Here is a 17,444-nt window from a genome sequence, read left to right on the forward strand (position 1 = left end):
GGGCCGGCGCCGCGGCAGCCGGCGCGGCGGCCGGCGCGCGGGCGGCGACCGGTGGCGACGACCGGCGGCGCGACCCGACGAACCAGCCGATGCCGTACGCGATGCCGATCAGCAGCGCGACGACGAGCCAGCCGTCCAGGCCGAACCGCGACAGCATCAGCGCCCGGCGCGCCCGGCGGCGCAGCGAAGAAGATCAACGTGCCTGCTCATTGCGCGGGCACGTTAGCACACGCCGGGCGCGGGTCGCCGGGCCGGATCAGTCGGCGAGCGTCAGCATCAGCGACAAGCCGGCCGTCGCGGCGGCCGGCGCAACCCAGCTGCCGGCCGCCTCGGCGGGCTGCGCGACGCTGATCGGCTCGTCCGCGCGGCCGACCCGCGGCTGGCGTGCATCGAGCAGGCGCAGGTGCGGCAGGCGCGCGAGCAGCCGGGTCGACACGTCGGCGAGGGGCCGCTTCGCGATCAGCGTCTCGATCACGCTGCCGGCTCCGGTGCGCAGGTCGGCCTCGAGCACGGCGAACAAGTTCGCGGCCCACTGCTCGCGCCATTGGCGGCGTGCGCTGTGCGAGACCCAGCGGCCGATGTGGCGCGTCAGCGTCGGCGGGCACGCGACGAGCACCCAATGCGTCGGCCCCGCGCCGTCGAGCATCGGCTGCAGGATGTGGCGCGCGTGGGGCACGTCGTTGACGAACACGGCGATCGTTTCCATGTGAGATTCTCCTGGGTTGACGGCGCGGTCAATGGGCGCTCGGCGCGCGCGCGCCGGTGCTGGCACGGTGCGTGGCCCACCAGCCGGCGGCGAGCACGCCGACGATCAGCAGCGCGTGCGTGACGACGCGCATCGCGATGCTCGGATCGAACACCGCATCGAGCAGCGGCTCGGCGACGATCATGTGGGCCGCGGTGTACGCGAGCACGCCAGCGCCGAGGTAGGTGATGACCGGCCAGCGCTCGACCAGTTTGAGCACCAGCCTGCTGCCCCAGACGACGATCGGCACGCTGATCAGCAGGCCGATCACGACCAGATCGATGCTGCCCTTCGCGGCGCCGGCGACGCCGAGCACGTTGTCGACGCCCATCAGGGCATCCGCGATCACGATGGTCCGCATCGCGCCCCAGAAGGTCGTCGCGTTCGGTGCGTGCGAAGGGTCGTGATCGTGATCGCCACCGGGCACGAGGAGCTTGTAGGCGATCCAGACCAGGCCCAGGCCGCCGACCAGCATCAGACCCGGAATTTTCAGCAGCCAGACGACGCCGACGGTCATCAGCGTGCGCACGACGATCGCACCGACCGTGCCCCAGACGATCGCGCGGGTCTGCAGGCGAGGAGGGAGTTTGCGCGCGGCGAGCGCGATCACGATCGCGTTGTCGCCGGCGAGCACCAGGTCGATCAGGACGATCGCCAGCAGCGCGGAAAGCCACGCGGCAGAGAAGAGTTCCATACGGTCTCCATGAACAGCAATGCACGACAAACGATGCAATGCCGCACAGACGCGCGACCGGAGAAGCGAACTCAGATGGACGGTGGGTGCTGCAGAAGGCAGCGCGCCGGCCTCGAGCCCGCCGCCCTGCTCACGCGGAAGCGGCTTGCATCGAAGGTCTTGCCCGGCATGGAGTGAATGTTCTGGCCCGGTAAACCGGAAGCGGTTCGCGGAACCCGCTTCGTATTGACGGCTTGCCGAAACGCCTGTCTGGTCAGCCGGCGATGCCGGCACACCAGGAAGGCATTGAGCTACTCCCCTTCAGCCTCGATTAGGACAGGCGCCGCCTGCCCATGTCAAGCCGGGGCCTTTTGCCGTGCGCGCCGCTGCAGCCACAGGCCGACGACGACGACGATCACCGCCCCGACCGCGCCGGCTGCATTGACGACGGCGTGCGAGAGCTCGCCGAAGCGCGCCACGACGGCCGGGTCGGTGAACAGCATCTCGCCGGCCAGGAACCCGAGCAGCGCCGCGCCAAGCGTGATGATGATCGGGAAGCGCTCCATCACCTTCAGCAGCAAGGTGCTGCCGAAGATGATCAGCGGGATGCTGACCGCCAGCCCGATGATCAGCAGCGGGGTGTTGCCCTTCGCGGCCGCGGCCACCGCGAGCACGTTGTCCAGGCTCATCACGAGGTCAGCGACGAGGATCGTGCGGATCGCGGCGGCCATGCCGCCGATCTCTTTATGGCCGTCTTCCTCGCCGTCGTCCTCGCTGAGCAACGAGATGCCGATGTACAGCAGCAGCAGCGCACCGACGATTTTCAGGTACGGCCACTTCAGCATCTCGACCGCGATCAGCGTCAGGATGATCCGCATCACGATCGCCGCGGCGCTGCCCCAGAAGATCGCCTTCTTCTGCTGGTGCGACGGCAGCGAGCGCGCCGCCATCGCGATCACGACGGCGTTGTCGCCCGACAGCACGATGTTGGCGAGGATGATCGAGCCGAGTGCCGCCCAGTAGGTGCCGCTGGTGAAATCCATCGTCGATGGCCTTGTCGCGAATTCGTCGGTCTGGGGAACGCGAGGATCAGATCAGGCCCTTGAGGAGCCGACCCATCTCGGACGGATTGCGCGTGACGGTGAAGCCGCAGGCTTCCATCACCTCGAGCTTCGCGTCGGCGGTGTCGGCACCGCCCGAAATCAGCGCACCGGCGTGGCCCATGCGCTTGCCGGCCGGCGCGGTCACGCCGGCGATGAAGCCGACGATCGGCTTCTTCATGTGCTGCTGGCACCAGCGCGCCGCATCGGCTTCGTCCGGGCCGCCGATCTCGCCGATCATGATCACCGCGTCGGTGTTCGGATCGTCGTTGAAGAGCTTCATGACGTCGATGTGCTTCAGGCCGTTGATCGGATCGCCGCCGATGCCCACGGCGCTGCTCTGGCCGATGCCGAGCTCGGTCAGCTGCGCGACTGCCTCGTACGTCAGCGTGCCAGAGCGCGAGACGACGCCGACACGACCGGCCTTGTGGATGTGGCCCGGCATGATGCCGATCTTGATTTCGTCCGGCGTGATCAGGCCCGGGCAGTTCGGCCCGAGCAGCAAGGTGTTCTTGCCGCCCTTCGCGACCTTCTCCTTCATGCGGTTGCGCACCAGCAGCATGTCCTTGACGGGAATGCCCTCGGTGATGCAGATCGCCAGATCGAGATCGGCCTCTACCGCCTCCCAGATCGCCGCGGCGGCGCCGGCCGGCGGCACGTAGATCACGCTGACGGTCGCGCCGGTGGCCTTCGCGGCTTCGCTGACGTTGGCATAGATGGGGATGCCTTCGAAGTCTTCGCCAGCCTTCTTCGGGTTCACGCCGGCGACGAAGGCGGCCTTGCCGTTCGCGTAGTCGCGGCACATGCGGGTGTGGAACTGGCCCGTCTTGCCGGTGATGCCCTGCGTGATGACCTTGGTGTCTTTGTTGATCAGGATGCTCATGTGATTTCCTTGTGCGTGCGGGGCGGCGCTCAGGCCTTCGGCGCGGCCAGCGCGGCCATCACGGCCTTCGCGGCTTCGGCCATCGATTCGGCGGTGATGATCGGCAGCCCGGACTCCTTCAGCATCTTCTTGCCGAGGTCCTCGTTGGTGCCTTTCATGCGCACGACCAGCGGCACGTTCAGGTTGACGGCCTTGCACGCGGCGATCACGCCTTCGGCGATCGTGTCGCAGCGCATGATGCCGCCGAAGATATTGACGAGGATCGCCTTGACCTTCGGGTTGCCGAGCATGATCTTGAAGGCCTCGGTGACCTTCTCGGCGGTCGCGCCGCCGCCCACGTCGAGAAAGTTCGCCGGCTCGCCGCCGAACAGCTTGATCGTGTCCATCGTCGCCATCGCCAGGCCGGCGCCGTTCACGAGGCAGCCGATGTTGCCGTCGAGCTGGATGTAGGCGAGGTCGAACTTGCTGGCCTCGATCTCGGCCGGGTCCTCTTCGTCCAGATCACGGTACGCGACGATCTCGGGGTGGCGGAACAGCGCGTTCGCGTCGAAGTTGAACTTCGCGTCGAGCGCCTTGATGTTGCCGTTGCCTTCCAGGATCAGCGGGTTGATCTCGGCCAGCGAGCAGTCGGTGTCCATGTAGCACTGGTAGAGCTTCTTGAAGACGTCGATCGCCTGCGCGGTCGAGCCGGCCGGCACACCGATGCCGTTCGCAAGCTCGGCGCCTTGCGCGTCGGTCAGACCGGTCGCCGGATCGACGAAGACCTTCAGGATCTTCTCGGGCGTCGCATGCGCGACCTCTTCGATGTCCATGCCGCCTTCGGAGCTGGCCATCAGCGCGACCTTCTGGGTCGCGCGGTCGGTGACGGCGGCGACGTAGTACTCCTTCTTGATGTCCGCGCCCTCTTCGATCAGCAGGCGCCGCACCTTCTGGCCCTCCGGCCCGGTCTGGTGCGTCTTCAGCTGCATGCCGAGGATCTCGGTCGAGAGGTTTTCGACATCCGCCATCGAGCGCGCGAGCTTCACGCCGCCGCCCTTGCCGCGGCCGCCGGCATGGATCTGCGCCTTCACGACCCACACCGGGCCGCCGAGCTTCTGCGCGGCCTCGGTGGCTTCGCGCACGCTGAACGCGGGGTAGCCGCGCGGCACCGGGACGCCGAACTGGCGCAGGATTTCCTTGCCTTGGTACTCGTGGATCTTCATGGTGGGTCTCTCGGGCTTTCAGTTTTCGGAGGTGACGGCGGCGGCGCTCTTCGGCGGTTCGTCTGCGATGGGATCGGAGGGGGGCGCGCGGTACCAGCGCGGGTAGTAGGTCTGAACCGCGCGGCCGTCGGCGCGCAGCGCATGGCAACGATCGATCTGGAACGGTTGCTGGCTGTCGGCGCCGTCGCCGCGCGTGTCGATCACCTCGCCGGCAAAAGCCTGCACGACGGCGGTCGGCAGCACCTGGGTCAGTTCGGTGATGTGGGTGCAGCCCTGCACGCCGCCGAGCCGCTCGCGCACGGCATGGCGAAAGCCCTTCATCAGGTTCAGGCCGACCAGGCGGCCGTAGATGTCGCCGTAGCTGTTGCACTCGCCCGGGTACGGCATCGCCGAGGTCTGCGCGCCGGCCTCGAGGATGTTGAAGCGCTCGTCGACGACGAGGCGCAGCAGCATGTCGTGGATCGGCTCGCCGGCGGGCAGCATGCCGGTGGCCATGCGGGTCTCGCGCGGGCGCACATCGGTGATGTGCGCGTCGACCTCCCAAAGGCCATTGCCGCGCGCATAGATCTGCACGGCGATGCTGCGGCGGTGCTTGAGCTGGCGGTCGCTGGCGGCGGTCGGCAGGGCCATCGGTGGGCGGGCGGAGTGACGGGATTCGAGATCGAGTCCGACGAGCGACGACGCCCGGCAGGCCTGCAAATCAACCGCAGAATGTAGCATGCTGCTCTGCACCATCGCTGACACGCCGAGCTCGGCGCCTGAGGGCGGCGCCTGCCGGCGCTTCAGCCGAGCGTCATGTGTCGCTCAAGCGGCGCGGCCGCCGGGCATCATCGTCGTCGGACGCCGGCGGCGCGCGCAGCGCGCGCCCGATCACCTCGGGCGAAAAACCGCGGCCGGCGAGAAAGCGCGCCTGCCTGGCGCGCTCGGCGGCGTTCGCCGGCCAGCCGTCGAACTTGCGTTCGCGCACCGCACGGGCGCGCTGCAGTTCGGTCTCGCGCAGCGCGCTGGCCGCCTCGGGCGCCAATTCGACCTGGTGCTGCTTGAGCTCCTGGCGGATGCGCAGGTTGCCGAAGCGCGCCGACCGTGCGTGCACGCGCGACTCGACGAAACGCGCCTGCGACAGGTACTGATGCGCTTCGAGCCAGTCGAGCACCGCCTCGACGCGCTCGGCGGGCGGCACCACGGTGCGCACCGAACCCATGTCAGCGTTCTCGTCGGCGACGACGGCCGCGTCTTCGGCCAGCGCGTAGGGCAACAGTTTGCGCCGCAACTCGACCCGGCTCTGCTCGCGCTGCGCCAGCCAGCGCAGCGCGCGCGCCTTCAGCGAGGGCGCCGGCCTGGCCATCTCGATGCGCTCGGTTGCGTTCGGCCGCGCCGGGTCAATTACTCCTTGACGACCTTCAGCTTTGCCGGCTTCTCGTCTGCCGGACCAGCGCCGGCCAGCAGCCGGATGCCGGCCGCGGCGCGCACCTTGTTCTCGATCTCGAATGCGAGCTCGGGGTTCTCGCGCAGGAACTCGCGCGCGTTGTCCTTGCCCTGGCCGATCTTCTCGCCGTTGTAGGCGTACCAGGAGCCGCTCTTCTCGAGCACCTTCTGCTCGACGCCCATGTCGATCACCTCGCCTTCGCGGCTGATGCCCTGGCCGTAGAGGATGTCGAACTCGGCGGTCTTGAACGGCGGCGAGACCTTGTTCTTGACGACCTTGACCTTGGTCTCGTTGCCGATGACCTCTTCGCCCTTCTTGATCGAGCCGATGCGGCGGATGTCGAGCCGCACCGAGGCGTAGAACTTCAGCGCGTTGCCGCCGGTGGTGGTTTCGGGCGAACCGAACATCACGCCGATCTTCATGCGGATCTGGTTGATGAAGATCACCATCGTGTTCGTGCGCTTGATGCTGCCGGTCAGCTTGCGCAGCGCCTGGCTCATCAGGCGCGCCTGCAGGCCGGGCAGCGAATCGCCCATTTCGCCTTCGATCTCGGCCTTCGGCGTCAGCGCGGCGACCGAGTCGACGACGACCAGGTCGACCGAGCCGGAGCGCACCAGCGCGTCGACGATCTCGAGCGCCTGCTCGCCGGTGTCGGGCTGGCTGATCAGCAGGTCTTGCAGGTTGACGCCGAGCTTCTGCGCATAGCCGATGTCGAGCGCGTGCTCGGCGTCGATGAAGGCGCAGGTGCCGCCGACGCGCTGCATCTGCGCGATGACCTGCAGGGTCAGCGTGGTCTTGCCGCTCGATTCAGGGCCGTAGATCTCGACGACGCGGCCACGCGGCAGGCCGCCGACGCCGAGCGCCATGTCGAGGCCGAGCGAGCCGGTCGAGACGACCTCGATGTCTTCGATCACCTCGCCTTCGCCGAGGCGCATGATCGTGCCCTTGCCGAACTGCTTTTCGATCTGCGACAGCGCAGCCTGCAGGGCCTTGGCCTTTTCGGTGTTGAGGGTCGTCGGGGCGGCGGGTGCCTTTGCGGTAGCGTCCAAGGGGGTTCTCCTGAAGTTGGGGGCATTATCCCAAAAGCTGGATGTTTGTACAGTGGTACCGGACGCTATTTCGAGCCCGTCCCTACAATGAAGCTCGCCGGCGACGCACCGGCCACCAGAACAGGAGACTGCGATGCGAATCCTGATCGCGGAAGACGACCAAGTGCTCGCCGATGGCCTGCTGCGCTCGCTGCGCAATGCCGGCTACTCGGTCGATCAGGTCGGCAGCGGCACCGAGGCGGATGCCGCGCTCGCGTCGCACGAGTTCGATCTGGTGATCCTCGACCTCGGCCTGCCGAAGCTGCATGGCCTGGAGGTGCTGCGCAAGCTGCGCGCACGCGGGGCGAGCGTTCCGGTGCTGATCCTGACCGCGGCCGACAGTGTCGAGCAGCGCGTCAAGGGGCTCGACCTCGGGGCCGACGACTACATGGCCAAGCCGTTTTCGCTGCAGGAACTCGAGGCGCGCGTGCGGGCGCTGACACGGCGCGGCCTGGGCACCGCCTCGACGATCATCAAGCACGGCCCGCTGAGCTTCGACGCGACCGGGCGCGTCGCCTACCTGAACGACCAGATGGTCGAGCTGTCGGCGCGCGAGCTGAGCCTGCTCGAGGTGCTGCTGCAGCGCGCCGGCCGGCTCGTCAGCAAGGACCAGCTGGTCGAACGCCTGTGCGAGTGGGGCGAAGAGGTCAGCAACAACGCGATCGAGGTCTACATCCACCGGCTGCGCAAGAAGATAGAGCAGGGCCCGGTGCGGATCGCGACGGTGCGCGGGCTCGGCTACTGCCTGGAGAAGATTCCCGCGTGAAGGTGACCTGGCGGCGGGCCGAGCGCCGGGCCGCTCCCAAGCCGGCCCGCATCCCCTCGGGGGATCGGCCGACGTACCCGTCGGCCGAGGGGCAGACATCCCGCGAGCAGCGCTCGTTGTTCGGCGAGATCCTCGACTGGATGCTCGCGCCGCTGCTGCTGCTGTGGCCGATGAGCGTGGTGCTGACCTGGCTGGTCGCGCAGGGCATCGCGAACAAGCCCTTCGATCGCGAGCTCGGCGAGATGGTGCGCGTGCTGGCGAAGGAGGTCTCGGTGCGTGCCGACGCGAGCCGCCCGCAGGCGGTGTTCAAGCTGCCGGCCGCGGCCGCGGAGATCCTGCGCACCGACGAGGCCGACGACATCTTCTACCAGGTGCTCGGCCTGCGCGGCGAGTACCTGAGCGGCGACAGTGCACTGCCGGTTCCCGGCGACGAAGACCGCGCGCCGCCCGGCGAATTGCGCTTTCGCGACGAGACGCTCGGTGGCGAGACGGTGCGCGTCGCGTACATGTGGGTGAGCGTGCAGCGCGTGCCCGGCACGACCAGCGGCACGAGCGACGCACCGCTGGTGCAAGTCGCCGAGACGCTGGGCAAGCGCTCGCGGCTGGCAACCGAGATCATCAAGGGCGTGATCCTGCCGCAGTTCGTGATCCTGCCGCTGGCGGTGCTGCTGGTGTGGCTCGCGCTGGCGCGCGGCATCGCGCCACTGAACGAACTGCAGCAGCGCATCCGCCGGCGCGACAGCAGCGACCTGAGCCCGATCGACGAGCGCCAGGCGCCCGAGGAGGTCTCGCCGCTGGTGCGCGCGATCAACGACCTGCTGGCGCGCCTCGACCAGTCGCTGCGCGCGCAGAAGCACTTTCTCGCCGATGCCGCGCACCAGCTGAAGACGCCGCTGGCGGGGCTGCGCACCCAGGCCGAACTCGCGCAGCGCCAGATCGATGCGGGCCAGCACGACCCGCAGGCGCTGAAGAAATCGCTGCAGCAGATCGCGCGCTCGAGCCAGAGCGCGGCGCACATGGTGAACCAGCTGCTGGCGATGGCGCGCGCCGAGAACCAGCAACAGGTCGCGCAGCGCCAGGTCGTGAACCTGGCGCGTCTCGCGACCGAGACGGTGCGCGATTTCGTCCCGCGGGCGCTCGAGAAGCGCATCGACCTCGGCTACGAAGGCCCCAGTGAAGCGGCCGCGGCGCGCCACCCGCAGGGCCCGCTGGTGCTGGGCCACGCGTTGCTGCTGCGCGAGCTGATCCGCAACCTGGTCGACAACGCGCTGCAGTACACGCCGGCCGGCGGGACCGTCACGGTGCGCGTGATCGACGACCCTTTCGGCCAGGTCGTGGTGCTGCAGGTCGAGGATTCCGGGCCGGGTATCGCGCTGGCCGAGCGCGAGCTCGTGTTCCAGCCCTTCTACCGCTCGCTCGGCACCGAGGTCGACGGCTCCGGGTTGGGCCTCGCGATCGTGCGCGAGATCGCCGTGCAGCACGGCGCCGAGATCGACATCGCCGACGCCTCGACGCGCAGCCCGCCCGGCACGCTGATCACGGTGCGCTTGCCGGCGAGCGCCGCGGCCGAGCCCGAGGCGCCGGCCGTCGTCAGCTCTGGATCAGGCGCCGGCTCTTCGAGATCGACATCAGGATCCCCAGCCCCAGACCCAGCGTGACCATCGCGGTGCCGCCGTAGCTGATGAACGGCAGCGGCACGCCGACGACGGGCAGGATGCCGCTGACCATCCCCATGTTGACGAACGCATAGGTGAACCAGCTCAGCGTGATCGCCCCGGCGAGCAGCCGCGTGAACACGGTCGGCGCCTCGGCCGCGATCATCAGGCCGCGAAAGATCAGGAACACGAAGCCGAGCACCAGCGCGCCGCAGCCGATCAGCCCGAACTCCTCGGAGTAGGCCGCGAAGATGAAGTCGGTCGTGCGCTCGGGGATGAACTCGAGGTGCGTCTGCGTGCCCTTCATGAAGCCCTTGCCGTCGACGCCGCCCGAACCGATCGCGATCATTCCCTGGATGATGTGGAAGCCCTTGCCGAGCGGGTCGGTGGTCGGGTCCAGCAGCGTGCAGACGCGGTTCTTCTGGTAGTCGCGCAGCAGCGGCCATTTGACCTCGGGCTGGCAGATGTGGTCTTCCGAGACGACGATCGCGGTGATCGCGACCGCGCCGACGACGAGGATCGGGATGATCAGCTTCCACGACAGCCCGGCGAAGAAGATCACGTACAGCCCGGCCGACAGCACCAGGATCGCGGTACCCAGGTCGGGCTGCTTGACGATCAGCCCGACCGGCATCAGCAGCAGCAGCAGCGCGATCACGAAATCGGGCACGCGCAGTTGGCCCTCGCGGCGCTGGAACCACCACGCGAGCATCAGCGGCATCGCGATCTTCAGGATCTCGCTCGGCTGGATCACGACGCCGACATTCAACCAGCGCGTCGCGCCCTTCTTCGTGACGCCCATCACCGCGACCGCGATCAGCAGCCCGACGCCGAGCGTGTACAGCGGCACCGCGAACTTCAGCAGCGTCTGCGGCGAAACCTGCGCGACGACAAAGATCACCCCGAGCGCAAGCAGCATGTTGCGGCCGTGGTCGGCGAAGCGCGTGCCGGCGTCGAAGCCAGCCGAATACATCGTCACCAGTCCCGCGCCGGCGAGCAGCAGCACCGCGAGCAGCAGCGGGCCATCGAAGCCGCTGAAGATCGGCTTGATGCGCTGCCACGGCGAGGGTCGGTCGAAAACGGCGCTCATGGCTTTCTCGCCGCGATCCGCTGGGTCATCGACGCTGCCGCCGCCGCCGCCACCGCCGACGCGGCCGATGCGGTCGGTGCTGCCGGGGCGACCGACGCGCCCGAACCGCCCGGTGCGCCCGGCAGCACCAGCGCGGCAGCCGCGCCGTCGACCGTGGTGCCCGGCAACGGCACCGACGCGGCCGGGCGCGGCGCACCGATCGGCGCGGTCGACTGGCCCAGCCGCGTCGCTGCGATGTCGGCCTCGCTCGGATACTGGCCGGTCAGCACATAGTCGATCGCGCGGCGCGCGATCGGCGCCGCGGCGCCGGCGCCGAAGCCTGCGTTCTCGACCACCAGCGCGATCGCGATCTGCGGCGCATCGACCGGCGCGAACGCGGTGTACAGCGCGTTGTCGCGGTGTCGCTCGTCGACGTTGCGCGCGTTGTACTTCTCGCCCTGCTTGATGCCGATCACCTGCGCGGTGCCTGTCTTGCCACCCGACTGGTACGGCGCACCGACGAACGAGCCGCGCGACGTGCCCTCTTGCGTCACGCCGTACATCGCATGGCGGATGAACGCCACGTGCTCGGGCTTCCAGGCGAGCGGCGGCAGCGCCTCGCCGACCTTGCGTGCCTGCGCGCGTGTCTCGAAGTTCTCGACCACCTTGACGAGGTGCGGCTTGAAGCGCTGGCCGGCTGCCGCGAGCGTCGCGGTGGCCTGCGCCATCTGCAGCATCGTGAAGGTGTTCTGGCCCTGGCCGATGCCGAGCGAGATCGTCTCGCCGGCATACCACTTCTGCAGCTCCTTCTTCTTGTAGGCGTTGCGCTTCCACTCGGTCGACGGCAGCACGCCGCGCAACTCGCCCTGCATGTCGATGCCGGTGAGCTGGCCCAGGCCGAGCGGCGCCATGAAGTCGTGGATCGCGTCGACGCCGAGGTCGGCCGCGAGCATGTAGTAGTAGGTGTCGCACGACTGCACGATCGACTTGTACATGTCGACCGAACCGTGCCCGCCTTCCTTGTCGTCGCGGAAGGTGTGGCCGCCGAAATTGAAGTAGCCGGGGTCGTAGATCGTCTGTTGCGGTGTGCGCTTGCCCAGCGTCAGCGCGGCCAGCGCCATGAACGGCTTGTAGGTCGAGCCAGGCGAGTAGGTGCCGCGCAGCGCGCGGTTCAGCAGCGGCTTGTCGGGCGACTCGTTCAGCGCCTTCCAGTTGTCCTGGTCGATGCCGTCGACGAACAGGTTCGGGTCGAAGTTGGGCTTGCTGACGAACGCGAGGATCTCGCCGCTGCGCGGGTCGATCGCGACGAGCGCGCCGCGCCGGTCGCCGAACAGGTCCTCGACCAGCGCCTGCAGCCGGATGTCGATCGACATCACGAGCGCGTTGCCGGGCGTCGCGGGCTTGCTGTCCAGCCGGCGCACCGGGTGGCCGCTGGCGCTGGTCTCCATCTCCTCGAAGCCGGTCGCGCCGTGCAGCTCGGCCTCGTAGCTCTGCTCGACGCCGAGCTTGCCGATGTATTGCGTGCCGCGGTAGTTGGCCTCGTCCTCGGAGTCGTCGATCTTCTCCTTCTCGGCCTCGTTGATGCGGCCGATGTAGCCGATCAGGTGGCTGCCGACCTGGCCGAGCGGGTAGTTGCGGAACAGCCGTGCCTTGATGTCGACGCCCGCGAACAGGAAGCGCTGAGCGGTGAAGCGCGCGACCTCTTCGTCGTTCAGCTTGGTGCGGATCGGCAGCGACTCGAAGCTCTTGTTCTCCTCCATCAGCCGCTTGAAGCGCTTGCGGTCGCGCGGCTCGATGTTGACGATCGTGGCGAGGCGGTCGATCGTCGCCTCGAGATTGTCGACCTTGCTCGGCGTGATCTCGAGCGTGTAGGCCGAGTAGTTGTTCGCCAGCACGATGCCGTTGCGATCCAGGATCAGCCCGCGGTTCGGCACGATCGGCACGACCGTGATGCGGTTGTTCTCGGCCTGCGTCGACAGCTCGTCGTGCTTGTAGACCTGCAGATAGACGAGCCGCGCGGTCAACAGACCGAATGCGAACAGCACGAACGCCGCGGCCGCGGCCAGGCGCATCCGAAAACGCCAGACCTCGCGCTCGACGTTCTTCAGTTCTGTCATCGCGATCGCCTCACAACGGGCGATTCTGATCCGGATCGGGCGCGCGGCGCTGCGGCGCGAGCAGCAGCCAGGTCGCGATCGGCCACAGCAGTGCCTCGAACACCGGCGCGAGCAGCACCTGCCAGCCCGGGAACATGCCGCCGGCGATCATCCGCACGATCAGCGAGACTGCGTGCGCGGCGAAGAACAGCGGCAGGATCTGCACCGCCTGCGACGGCACCGTGAACCACAGCAGGCGGCGGTGGATCGTGATCGCGAAGAAGCTCAGCAGCGTGTAGGCCAGCGCGTGCTGGCCGAGCACCGCGCCGTCGTGCACGTCCATCAGCAGGCCGAACGCGAAGGCCAGTCCGACGCCGACGCGACGCGACTGGTGCACGTTCCAGAACACCAGCACCAGCGCGACGAAATCCGGCAGCAGCGGCACGCGCCCGAGCGGCACGAGGTTCAGCGCAAGCGCGACCAGCAACGTCGACGCGACGAACAGCGGGTTGACCGGCAGCAGCAGCTGGCCTGATGCGCGCGGCATGATCATGACGCGTCGCCCGTGCTCATTGCGCGGCTCCCGGCCGGGACGCCGCGCGCGAGCCCTTCTTCGCGGGGCCCGGCTTCGCCTCGGGCGGCGGCGCGACGTCCGGCCGCGCCGGCATCTGCACGCCGAGCGGCTCGATCACCATCACATGGCGCACGCCATCGGTGTTCGCGTTCGGCGTCAGGAAGATGCGCGCGAAGCCCGAATCGAGCTTGCGATCGACGCTGGCGACCTTCGCGACCGGCAGGCCCGGCGGGTAGATGCCGTCGACGCCCGAGGTCGTCAACACGTCGCCGACCTGCACGTCGGCATTGCCGGCCATGAAGCGCATCTCCATGCCGCCGCCGACCGCGCCGGCGCTGCCGAACGCGGCGCTGCGCACCTGGGTGCGGGTGTTCAGCACCGGGATCGCGGCGTCCTTGTCGGTCAGCAACGTGACCTCGCTCGACAGCGGGTAGACGCGCGTGACTTGCCCGAGCACGCCGGTCTCGTTGATCACCGGCGACGCGACGATGATGCCGCTCGCCGCGCCGCGGTCGACGATGACCTTGCGCGAGTACGGGTCCGAGGCCTCGTACAGCACCTGCGCCGCCTGCGACTTCAGGTTCAGGCTCGGCCGCAGGTCGAGCAGGCCGCGCAGACGCGCGTTCTCGGCCAGCAGCTGCTCGACGCGCAGCGCGCGTTCGGATTGCTGCGCGAGCGCGCGCTTCGCGGCCTCCTCGTTCGCGAGCGCGTTCCTCAGCCCGAGAAGATAGCCGCCGCCGCCCTGGATCGCCTGGACCGGCACGAGCAGCACCTGCTGCGGGTAGTAGAGCACGGTCGCGACGACCGCGCGCAGCTGGCGCGTGACCGCGAAACGGTTGTCGGCGACCATCAGGAACAGCGCGAGCGCCGAACACAGAATCAGCTTCGTCAGCGCCGACGGGCCCTGTCGGAAGAAGGGCGGCGGCGTGCGGTCAATGGTGCCTATCGACATCGGGCCTTGCTCAGTCCACTACCGCTGCGCGGCGAGCGTCAGGACGCCGCCGGCATCGTCATCGATTCACTCCGACGTGAAGATGCTGCCCAGCCGTTCCATGCGCTCGAGCGCCATGCCGCAGCCGCGCACGACGCAGGTCAGCGGGTCTTCGGCGACCAGCACCGGCAGGCCGGTTTCTTCGGACAGCAGCCGGTCCAGGTCGCGCAGCAGCGCACCGCCGCCGGTCAGCATCATGCCGCGCTCGGCGATGTCGGCGCCGAGCTCGGGGGGAGTCTGCTCGAGCGCGTTCTTCACCGCCGAGACCATCTGGTTCAGCGGGTCGGTCAGCGCCTCGAGGATCTCGTTGCTGCTGATCGTGAAGCTGCGCGGCACGCCCTCGCTGAGGTTGCGGCCCTTGACTTCCATCTCTTTGACTTCGGAGCCGGGGAACGCGCTGCCGATGCTCTTCTTGATCGCTTCGGCGGTCGGCTCGCCGATCAGCATGCCGTAGTTGCGACGGATGTAGTTGATGATCGACTCATCGAACTTGTCGCCGCCGACGCGGATGCTGCCCTTGTAGACCATGCCGCCGAGGCTGATCACGCCGACCTCGGTCGTGCCGCCGCCGATGTCGACGACCATCGAGCCGCTCGCTTCGCTGACCGGCAGCCCGGCACCGATCGCGGCGGCCATCGGCTCCTCGATCAGGTACACGTCGGAGGCGCCGGCGCCGAGCGCCGATTCACGGATCGCGCGGCGCTCGACCTGGGTCGAGCCGCAGGGCACGCAGATGATGATGCGCGGGCTCGGCCGCAGCACCGAGCGCGGGTGAACCATCTTGATGAACTGCTTGAGCATCTGCTCGGTGACCGTGAAGTCGGCAATCACGCCGTCTTTCATCGGGCGGATCGCCTCGATGTTGCCGGGCACCTTGCCGAGCATCGCCTTGGCCTCGGCGCCGACGGCCTGGATGGTTTTCTTGCCGTTGGGGCCGCCTTCGTGGCGGATGGCGACGACCGAGGGCTCATCGAGCACGATGCCCTTGCCACGCACATAGATCAGCGTGTTGGCGGTGCCGAGGTCGATGGCCAGATCAGTCGAGAAGTAGCGACGAAAGGATCCGAACATGGTGTGTGGGCTGGGGGTTCGTCACGCAGCCTGCGGGCAATGAAGCAGGCGCAGCACTGGCGGGCGAACCGGATTCCGTGGTTGAACGTGGGTTGTCGGGGCGCCGACCGGCACGCTCTGGCGCGCTCGGGTGGCTCTTGGCTCCAGCGCTTCAACCCCGGGTCAAATCATCGACGAACGATGATTTGCACAGGCTCGAAAGGCTTGTGGATAACCGGGGATAATACCGCAAGCCCCGCGGCTTTCGACACGCTGCGCCCTGTTTTGGGCCGTAAAAAGAGCCCGACAAACCCCCTTGTTCCCATGCCACTGACCCCCGACGACGTGAGCCGAATTGCCCAGCTGGCGCGGCTCGAACTCCAGGCCCCCGAACGGGCCGCGATGCTGACGCAGCTCAACGGCTTCTTCCGCATTGTCGAGCAGATGAGCGCGGTCGACACCAGCGGCGTCGAGCCGCTGTACACGCCGCTGTCGGCGGTGCAGGAGGTCACGCTGCGGCTGCGCGACGACGCCGTCAGCGAGCCGAGCGATCAGCGCGACGCGAACCAGCGCAGCGCACCCGCGGTCGAGGATGGGCTGTTCCTCGTGCCGAAGGTGATCGGCACATGAGCGGCAGGCAGATCCACGAGATGGGCGTGGCCGAACTCGGCCGCGCGATGGCCGACAAGCACGTTTCCAGCGTCGAGGCGACGAAACATCTGCTCGCACGCCTTGCCGCGCACGAACACCTCGGCGCGATGCTGGCGATCGATGCCGAGCGCGCGCTCGAACAGGCCCGCGTCGCTGACACGCAGCGCGCCGGCGGCGCGAGCGGCGCGCTGCTCGGCGTGCCGCTCGCACACAAGGACATCTTCGTCACCCGCGAACTGCCAACGACCGCCGGCTCGAAGATGCTGGCCGGCTATCGCAGCCCGTTCGACGCGACCGTCGTCGCGCGCCTGGCCGCGGCGGGCGTCGTGACGCTCGGCAAGCTGAACTGCGACGAGTTCGCGATGGGCTCGAGCAACGAGAACTCGGCCTACGTGCCGGTCAAGAACCCGTGGGACACCACGCGCGTTCCGGGCGGCTCGTCCGGCGGTTCGGCGACGGCGGTCGCCGCGCGCCTGCTGCCGGCCGCGACCGGCACCGACACCGGCGGCTCGATCCGGCAGCCGGCGAGCTTCACCGGCATCACCGGCATCAAGCCGACCTACGGCGTGTGCTCGCGCTACGGGATGATCGCCTTCGCGTCGAGCCTCGACCAGGCCGGCCCGCTCGCGCGCAGCGCTGAAGATTGTGCGCTGCTGCTGTCGGCGATGAGCGGCTTCGACGAACGCGACTCGACCAGCGCGCCGCGCCCGCCGCAGGACTTCCATGCCGCAATGCTGGCGCCGCGCGCCGGCGCGAGCGCGACGCAGCCGTTGCAGGGCCTGCGCATCGGCCTGCCGCGGGAGTTCTTTCCCGCCGCGCTCGCGGCCGACGTGAACGGCGCGGTGCGCAGCGCGCTGGCCGAATTCGAGAAGCTCGGCGCGACGCTGGTCGATGTCAACCTGCCGCGCACCGAGCTGTCGATCCCGGTCTACTACATCATCGCGCCGGCCGAGGCGAGCTCGAACCTGAGCCGCTTCGACGGCGTGCGCTACGGGCACCGGGCCGCGAAATACGCCGACCTCGAGGAGCTGTACAAGAAGAGCCGCAGCGAAGGCTTCGGCGCCGAGGTCAAGCGCCGCATCATGATCGGCACCTACGTGCTCAGCCACGGCTATTACGACGCGTATTACCTGCAGGCGCAGAAGCTGCGCCGCATGATCGCCGACGACTTTCAGGCCTGCTTCGCGACGCAGTGCGACCTGATCGCCGGGCCGGTCGCGCCGACGGTCGCGTGGAAGCTCGGCGCCAAGAGCGACGACCCGGTCGCGAACTACCTCGCCGACATCTTCACGCTGCCCGCGAGCCTTGCCGGGCTGCCCGGCATGAGCCTGCCCGCCGGCTTCGGCGAGGGCGCGATGCCGGTCGGGCTGCAGCTGATCGGCAACTACTTCGACGAAGGCGCGCTGCTGCACGCGGCGCACGCATTCCAGCAGGCCACCGACTGGCATTCGCGCACACCCTCGGGCTACTGAACC

At 68.5% G+C, this 17,444-nt stretch carries 17 protein-coding genes; 4 read left to right on the top strand and 13 right to left on the bottom strand.

Going from position 1 to position 17,444, the window contains the following annotated elements:
- Positions 1 to 256: 256 nt before the first annotated feature.
- The 8 genes from AC1DTW_RS23615 to recA all read right to left on the bottom strand — a co-directional run bounded on the left by AC1DTW_RS23615 (position 257) and on the right by recA (position 7,078).
- Positions 257 to 706 carry a hypothetical protein gene (locus AC1DTW_RS23615; RefSeq protein ID WP_477983843.1) on the bottom strand — a complete coding sequence of 150 codons (450 nt, stop codon included), beginning with the start codon at positions 704 to 706 and terminating at the stop codon, positions 257 to 259.
- 28 nt (positions 707 to 734) lie between these two features.
- Positions 735 to 1,439, bottom strand: coding sequence for a TerC family protein (locus tag AC1DTW_RS23620; protein ID WP_477983844.1), 705 nt, complete (start codon positions 1,437 to 1,439; stop codon positions 735 to 737).
- Between the two features lie 335 nt (positions 1,440 to 1,774).
- Positions 1,775 to 2,461 (bottom strand): TerC family protein, encoded by a 687-nt coding sequence (locus AC1DTW_RS23625; protein WP_477983845.1) that lies wholly within the window; start codon positions 2,459 to 2,461, stop codon positions 1,775 to 1,777.
- Between the two features lie 46 nt (positions 2,462 to 2,507).
- Positions 2,508 to 3,401: a succinate--CoA ligase subunit alpha gene (sucD, locus tag AC1DTW_RS23630; protein ID WP_477983846.1), complete on the bottom strand. Its 894-nt coding sequence runs from the start codon at positions 3,399 to 3,401 to the stop codon at positions 2,508 to 2,510.
- A gap of 29 nt (positions 3,402 to 3,430) precedes the next feature.
- On the bottom strand, positions 3,431 to 4,603 hold the full coding sequence (gene sucC / locus AC1DTW_RS23635; protein ID WP_477983847.1) for an ADP-forming succinate--CoA ligase subunit beta: 1,173 nt from the start codon (positions 4,601 to 4,603) through the stop codon (positions 3,431 to 3,433).
- 18 nt (positions 4,604 to 4,621) lie between these two features.
- Complete coding sequence (locus tag AC1DTW_RS23640; RefSeq protein WP_477983848.1) at positions 4,622 to 5,233, bottom strand: DUF2889 domain-containing protein; 612 nt, start codon at positions 5,231 to 5,233, stop codon at positions 4,622 to 4,624.
- 163 nt (positions 5,234 to 5,396) lie between these two features.
- A complete protein-coding gene (locus AC1DTW_RS23645) occupies positions 5,397 to 5,948 on the bottom strand; it encodes a RecX family transcriptional regulator (RefSeq protein ID WP_477983849.1) in 552 nt (183 codons plus the stop codon).
- A 38-nt stretch (positions 5,949 to 5,986) separates the two neighbouring features.
- A complete protein-coding gene (gene recA / locus AC1DTW_RS23650) occupies positions 5,987 to 7,078 on the bottom strand; it encodes a recombinase RecA (RefSeq protein WP_477983850.1) in 1,092 nt (363 codons plus the stop codon).
- 133 nt (positions 7,079 to 7,211) lie between these two features.
- On the opposite strand from recA, the gene AC1DTW_RS23655 reads away from it, so the two are divergent.
- Together AC1DTW_RS23655 and AC1DTW_RS23660 are read left to right on the top strand one after the other, a co-directional pair.
- Positions 7,212 to 7,883 carry a response regulator gene (locus AC1DTW_RS23655; protein ID WP_477983851.1) on the top strand — a complete coding sequence of 224 codons (672 nt, stop codon included), beginning with the start codon at positions 7,212 to 7,214 and terminating at the stop codon, positions 7,881 to 7,883.
- Positions 7,884 to 8,023: 140 nt separating this feature from the next.
- A complete protein-coding gene (locus AC1DTW_RS23660; protein WP_477983896.1) occupies positions 8,024 to 9,541 on the top strand; it encodes a sensor histidine kinase in 1,518 nt (505 codons plus the stop codon).
- Here the strand turns inward: AC1DTW_RS23660 and rodA are convergent.
- The 5 genes from rodA to AC1DTW_RS23685 form a co-directional block, all read right to left on the bottom strand.
- Complete coding sequence (gene rodA / locus AC1DTW_RS23665) at positions 9,474 to 10,628, bottom strand: rod shape-determining protein RodA (protein ID WP_477983852.1); 1,155 nt, start codon at positions 10,626 to 10,628, stop codon at positions 9,474 to 9,476. The genes AC1DTW_RS23660 and rodA overlap by 68 nt on opposite strands.
- Positions 10,625 to 12,724, bottom strand: a complete 2,100-nt coding sequence (gene mrdA, locus AC1DTW_RS23670; RefSeq protein WP_477983853.1) for a penicillin-binding protein 2 — start codon at positions 12,722 to 12,724, stop codon at positions 10,625 to 10,627. The genes rodA and mrdA overlap by 4 nt, the downstream gene beginning before the upstream one ends.
- 10 nt (positions 12,725 to 12,734) lie before the next feature.
- The gene (gene mreD, locus AC1DTW_RS23675; protein ID WP_477983854.1) at positions 12,735 to 13,256 is read right to left on the bottom strand and encodes a rod shape-determining protein MreD; all 522 of its coding nucleotides are present in this window, start codon (positions 13,254 to 13,256) and stop codon (positions 12,735 to 12,737) included.
- Between the two features lie 16 nt (positions 13,257 to 13,272).
- The gene (gene mreC / locus AC1DTW_RS23680; protein WP_477983855.1) at positions 13,273 to 14,229 is read right to left on the bottom strand and encodes a rod shape-determining protein MreC; all 957 of its coding nucleotides are present in this window, start codon (positions 14,227 to 14,229) and stop codon (positions 13,273 to 13,275) included.
- Positions 14,230 to 14,295: 66 nt separating this feature from the next.
- Entirely contained in the window at positions 14,296 to 15,339 is a 1,044-nt protein-coding gene (locus AC1DTW_RS23685) for a rod shape-determining protein (RefSeq protein ID WP_056471982.1), read from the bottom strand.
- Between the two features lie 303 nt (positions 15,340 to 15,642).
- Between AC1DTW_RS23685 and gatC the strand changes: the two genes are divergently transcribed.
- Together gatC and gatA are read left to right on the top strand one after the other, a co-directional pair.
- Positions 15,643 to 15,948, top strand: a complete 306-nt coding sequence (gene gatC / locus AC1DTW_RS23690; protein ID WP_477983856.1) for an Asp-tRNA(Asn)/Glu-tRNA(Gln) amidotransferase subunit GatC — start codon at positions 15,643 to 15,645, stop codon at positions 15,946 to 15,948.
- Complete coding sequence (gene gatA, locus AC1DTW_RS23695) at positions 15,945 to 17,441, top strand: Asp-tRNA(Asn)/Glu-tRNA(Gln) amidotransferase subunit GatA (RefSeq protein WP_477983857.1); 1,497 nt, start codon at positions 15,945 to 15,947, stop codon at positions 17,439 to 17,441. The genes gatC and gatA overlap by 4 nt, the downstream gene beginning before the upstream one ends.
- The last annotated feature ends 3 nt before the right edge of the window (positions 17,442 to 17,444 follow it).

The organism is Rhizobacter sp. P5_A1 (genome assembly GCF_056400745.1).

Coding starts and splice junctions, on each gene's coding strand:
- mreC (WP_477983855.1), bottom strand. CDS start 14,229: ATGTCGATAGGCACCATTGACCGCACGCCGCCGCCCTTCTTCCGACAG.
- rodA (WP_477983852.1), bottom strand. CDS start 10,628: ATGAGCGCCGTTTTCGACCGACCCTCGCCGTGGCAGCGCATCAAGCCG.
- AC1DTW_RS23625 (WP_477983845.1), bottom strand. CDS start 2,461: ATGGATTTCACCAGCGGCACCTACTGGGCGGCACTCGGCTCGATCATC.
- AC1DTW_RS23685 (WP_056471982.1), bottom strand. CDS start 15,339: ATGTTCGGATCCTTTCGTCGCTACTTCTCGACTGATCTGGCCATCGAC.
- AC1DTW_RS23660 (WP_477983896.1), top strand. CDS start 8,024: ATGCTCGCGCCGCTGCTGCTGCTGTGGCCGATGAGCGTGGTGCTGACC.
- mrdA (WP_477983853.1), bottom strand. CDS start 12,724: ATGACAGAACTGAAGAACGTCGAGCGCGAGGTCTGGCGTTTTCGGATG.
- sucD (WP_477983846.1), bottom strand. CDS start 3,401: ATGAGCATCCTGATCAACAAAGACACCAAGGTCATCACGCAGGGCATC.
- sucC (WP_477983847.1), bottom strand. CDS start 4,603: ATGAAGATCCACGAGTACCAAGGCAAGGAAATCCTGCGCCAGTTCGGC.
- gatA (WP_477983857.1), top strand. CDS start 15,945: ATGAGCGGCAGGCAGATCCACGAGATGGGCGTGGCCGAACTCGGCCGC.
- AC1DTW_RS23655 (WP_477983851.1), top strand. CDS start 7,212: ATGCGAATCCTGATCGCGGAAGACGACCAAGTGCTCGCCGATGGCCTG.
- AC1DTW_RS23620 (WP_477983844.1), bottom strand. CDS start 1,439: ATGGAACTCTTCTCTGCCGCGTGGCTTTCCGCGCTGCTGGCGATCGTC.
- gatC (WP_477983856.1), top strand. CDS start 15,643: ATGCCACTGACCCCCGACGACGTGAGCCGAATTGCCCAGCTGGCGCGG.
- mreD (WP_477983854.1), bottom strand. CDS start 13,256: ATGATCATGCCGCGCGCATCAGGCCAGCTGCTGCTGCCGGTCAACCCG.
- AC1DTW_RS23615 (WP_477983843.1), bottom strand. CDS start 706: ATGGAAACGATCGCCGTGTTCGTCAACGACGTGCCCCACGCGCGCCAC.
- AC1DTW_RS23645 (WP_477983849.1), bottom strand. CDS start 5,948: ATGGCCAGGCCGGCGCCCTCGCTGAAGGCGCGCGCGCTGCGCTGGCTG.
- AC1DTW_RS23640 (WP_477983848.1), bottom strand. CDS start 5,233: ATGGCCCTGCCGACCGCCGCCAGCGACCGCCAGCTCAAGCACCGCCGC.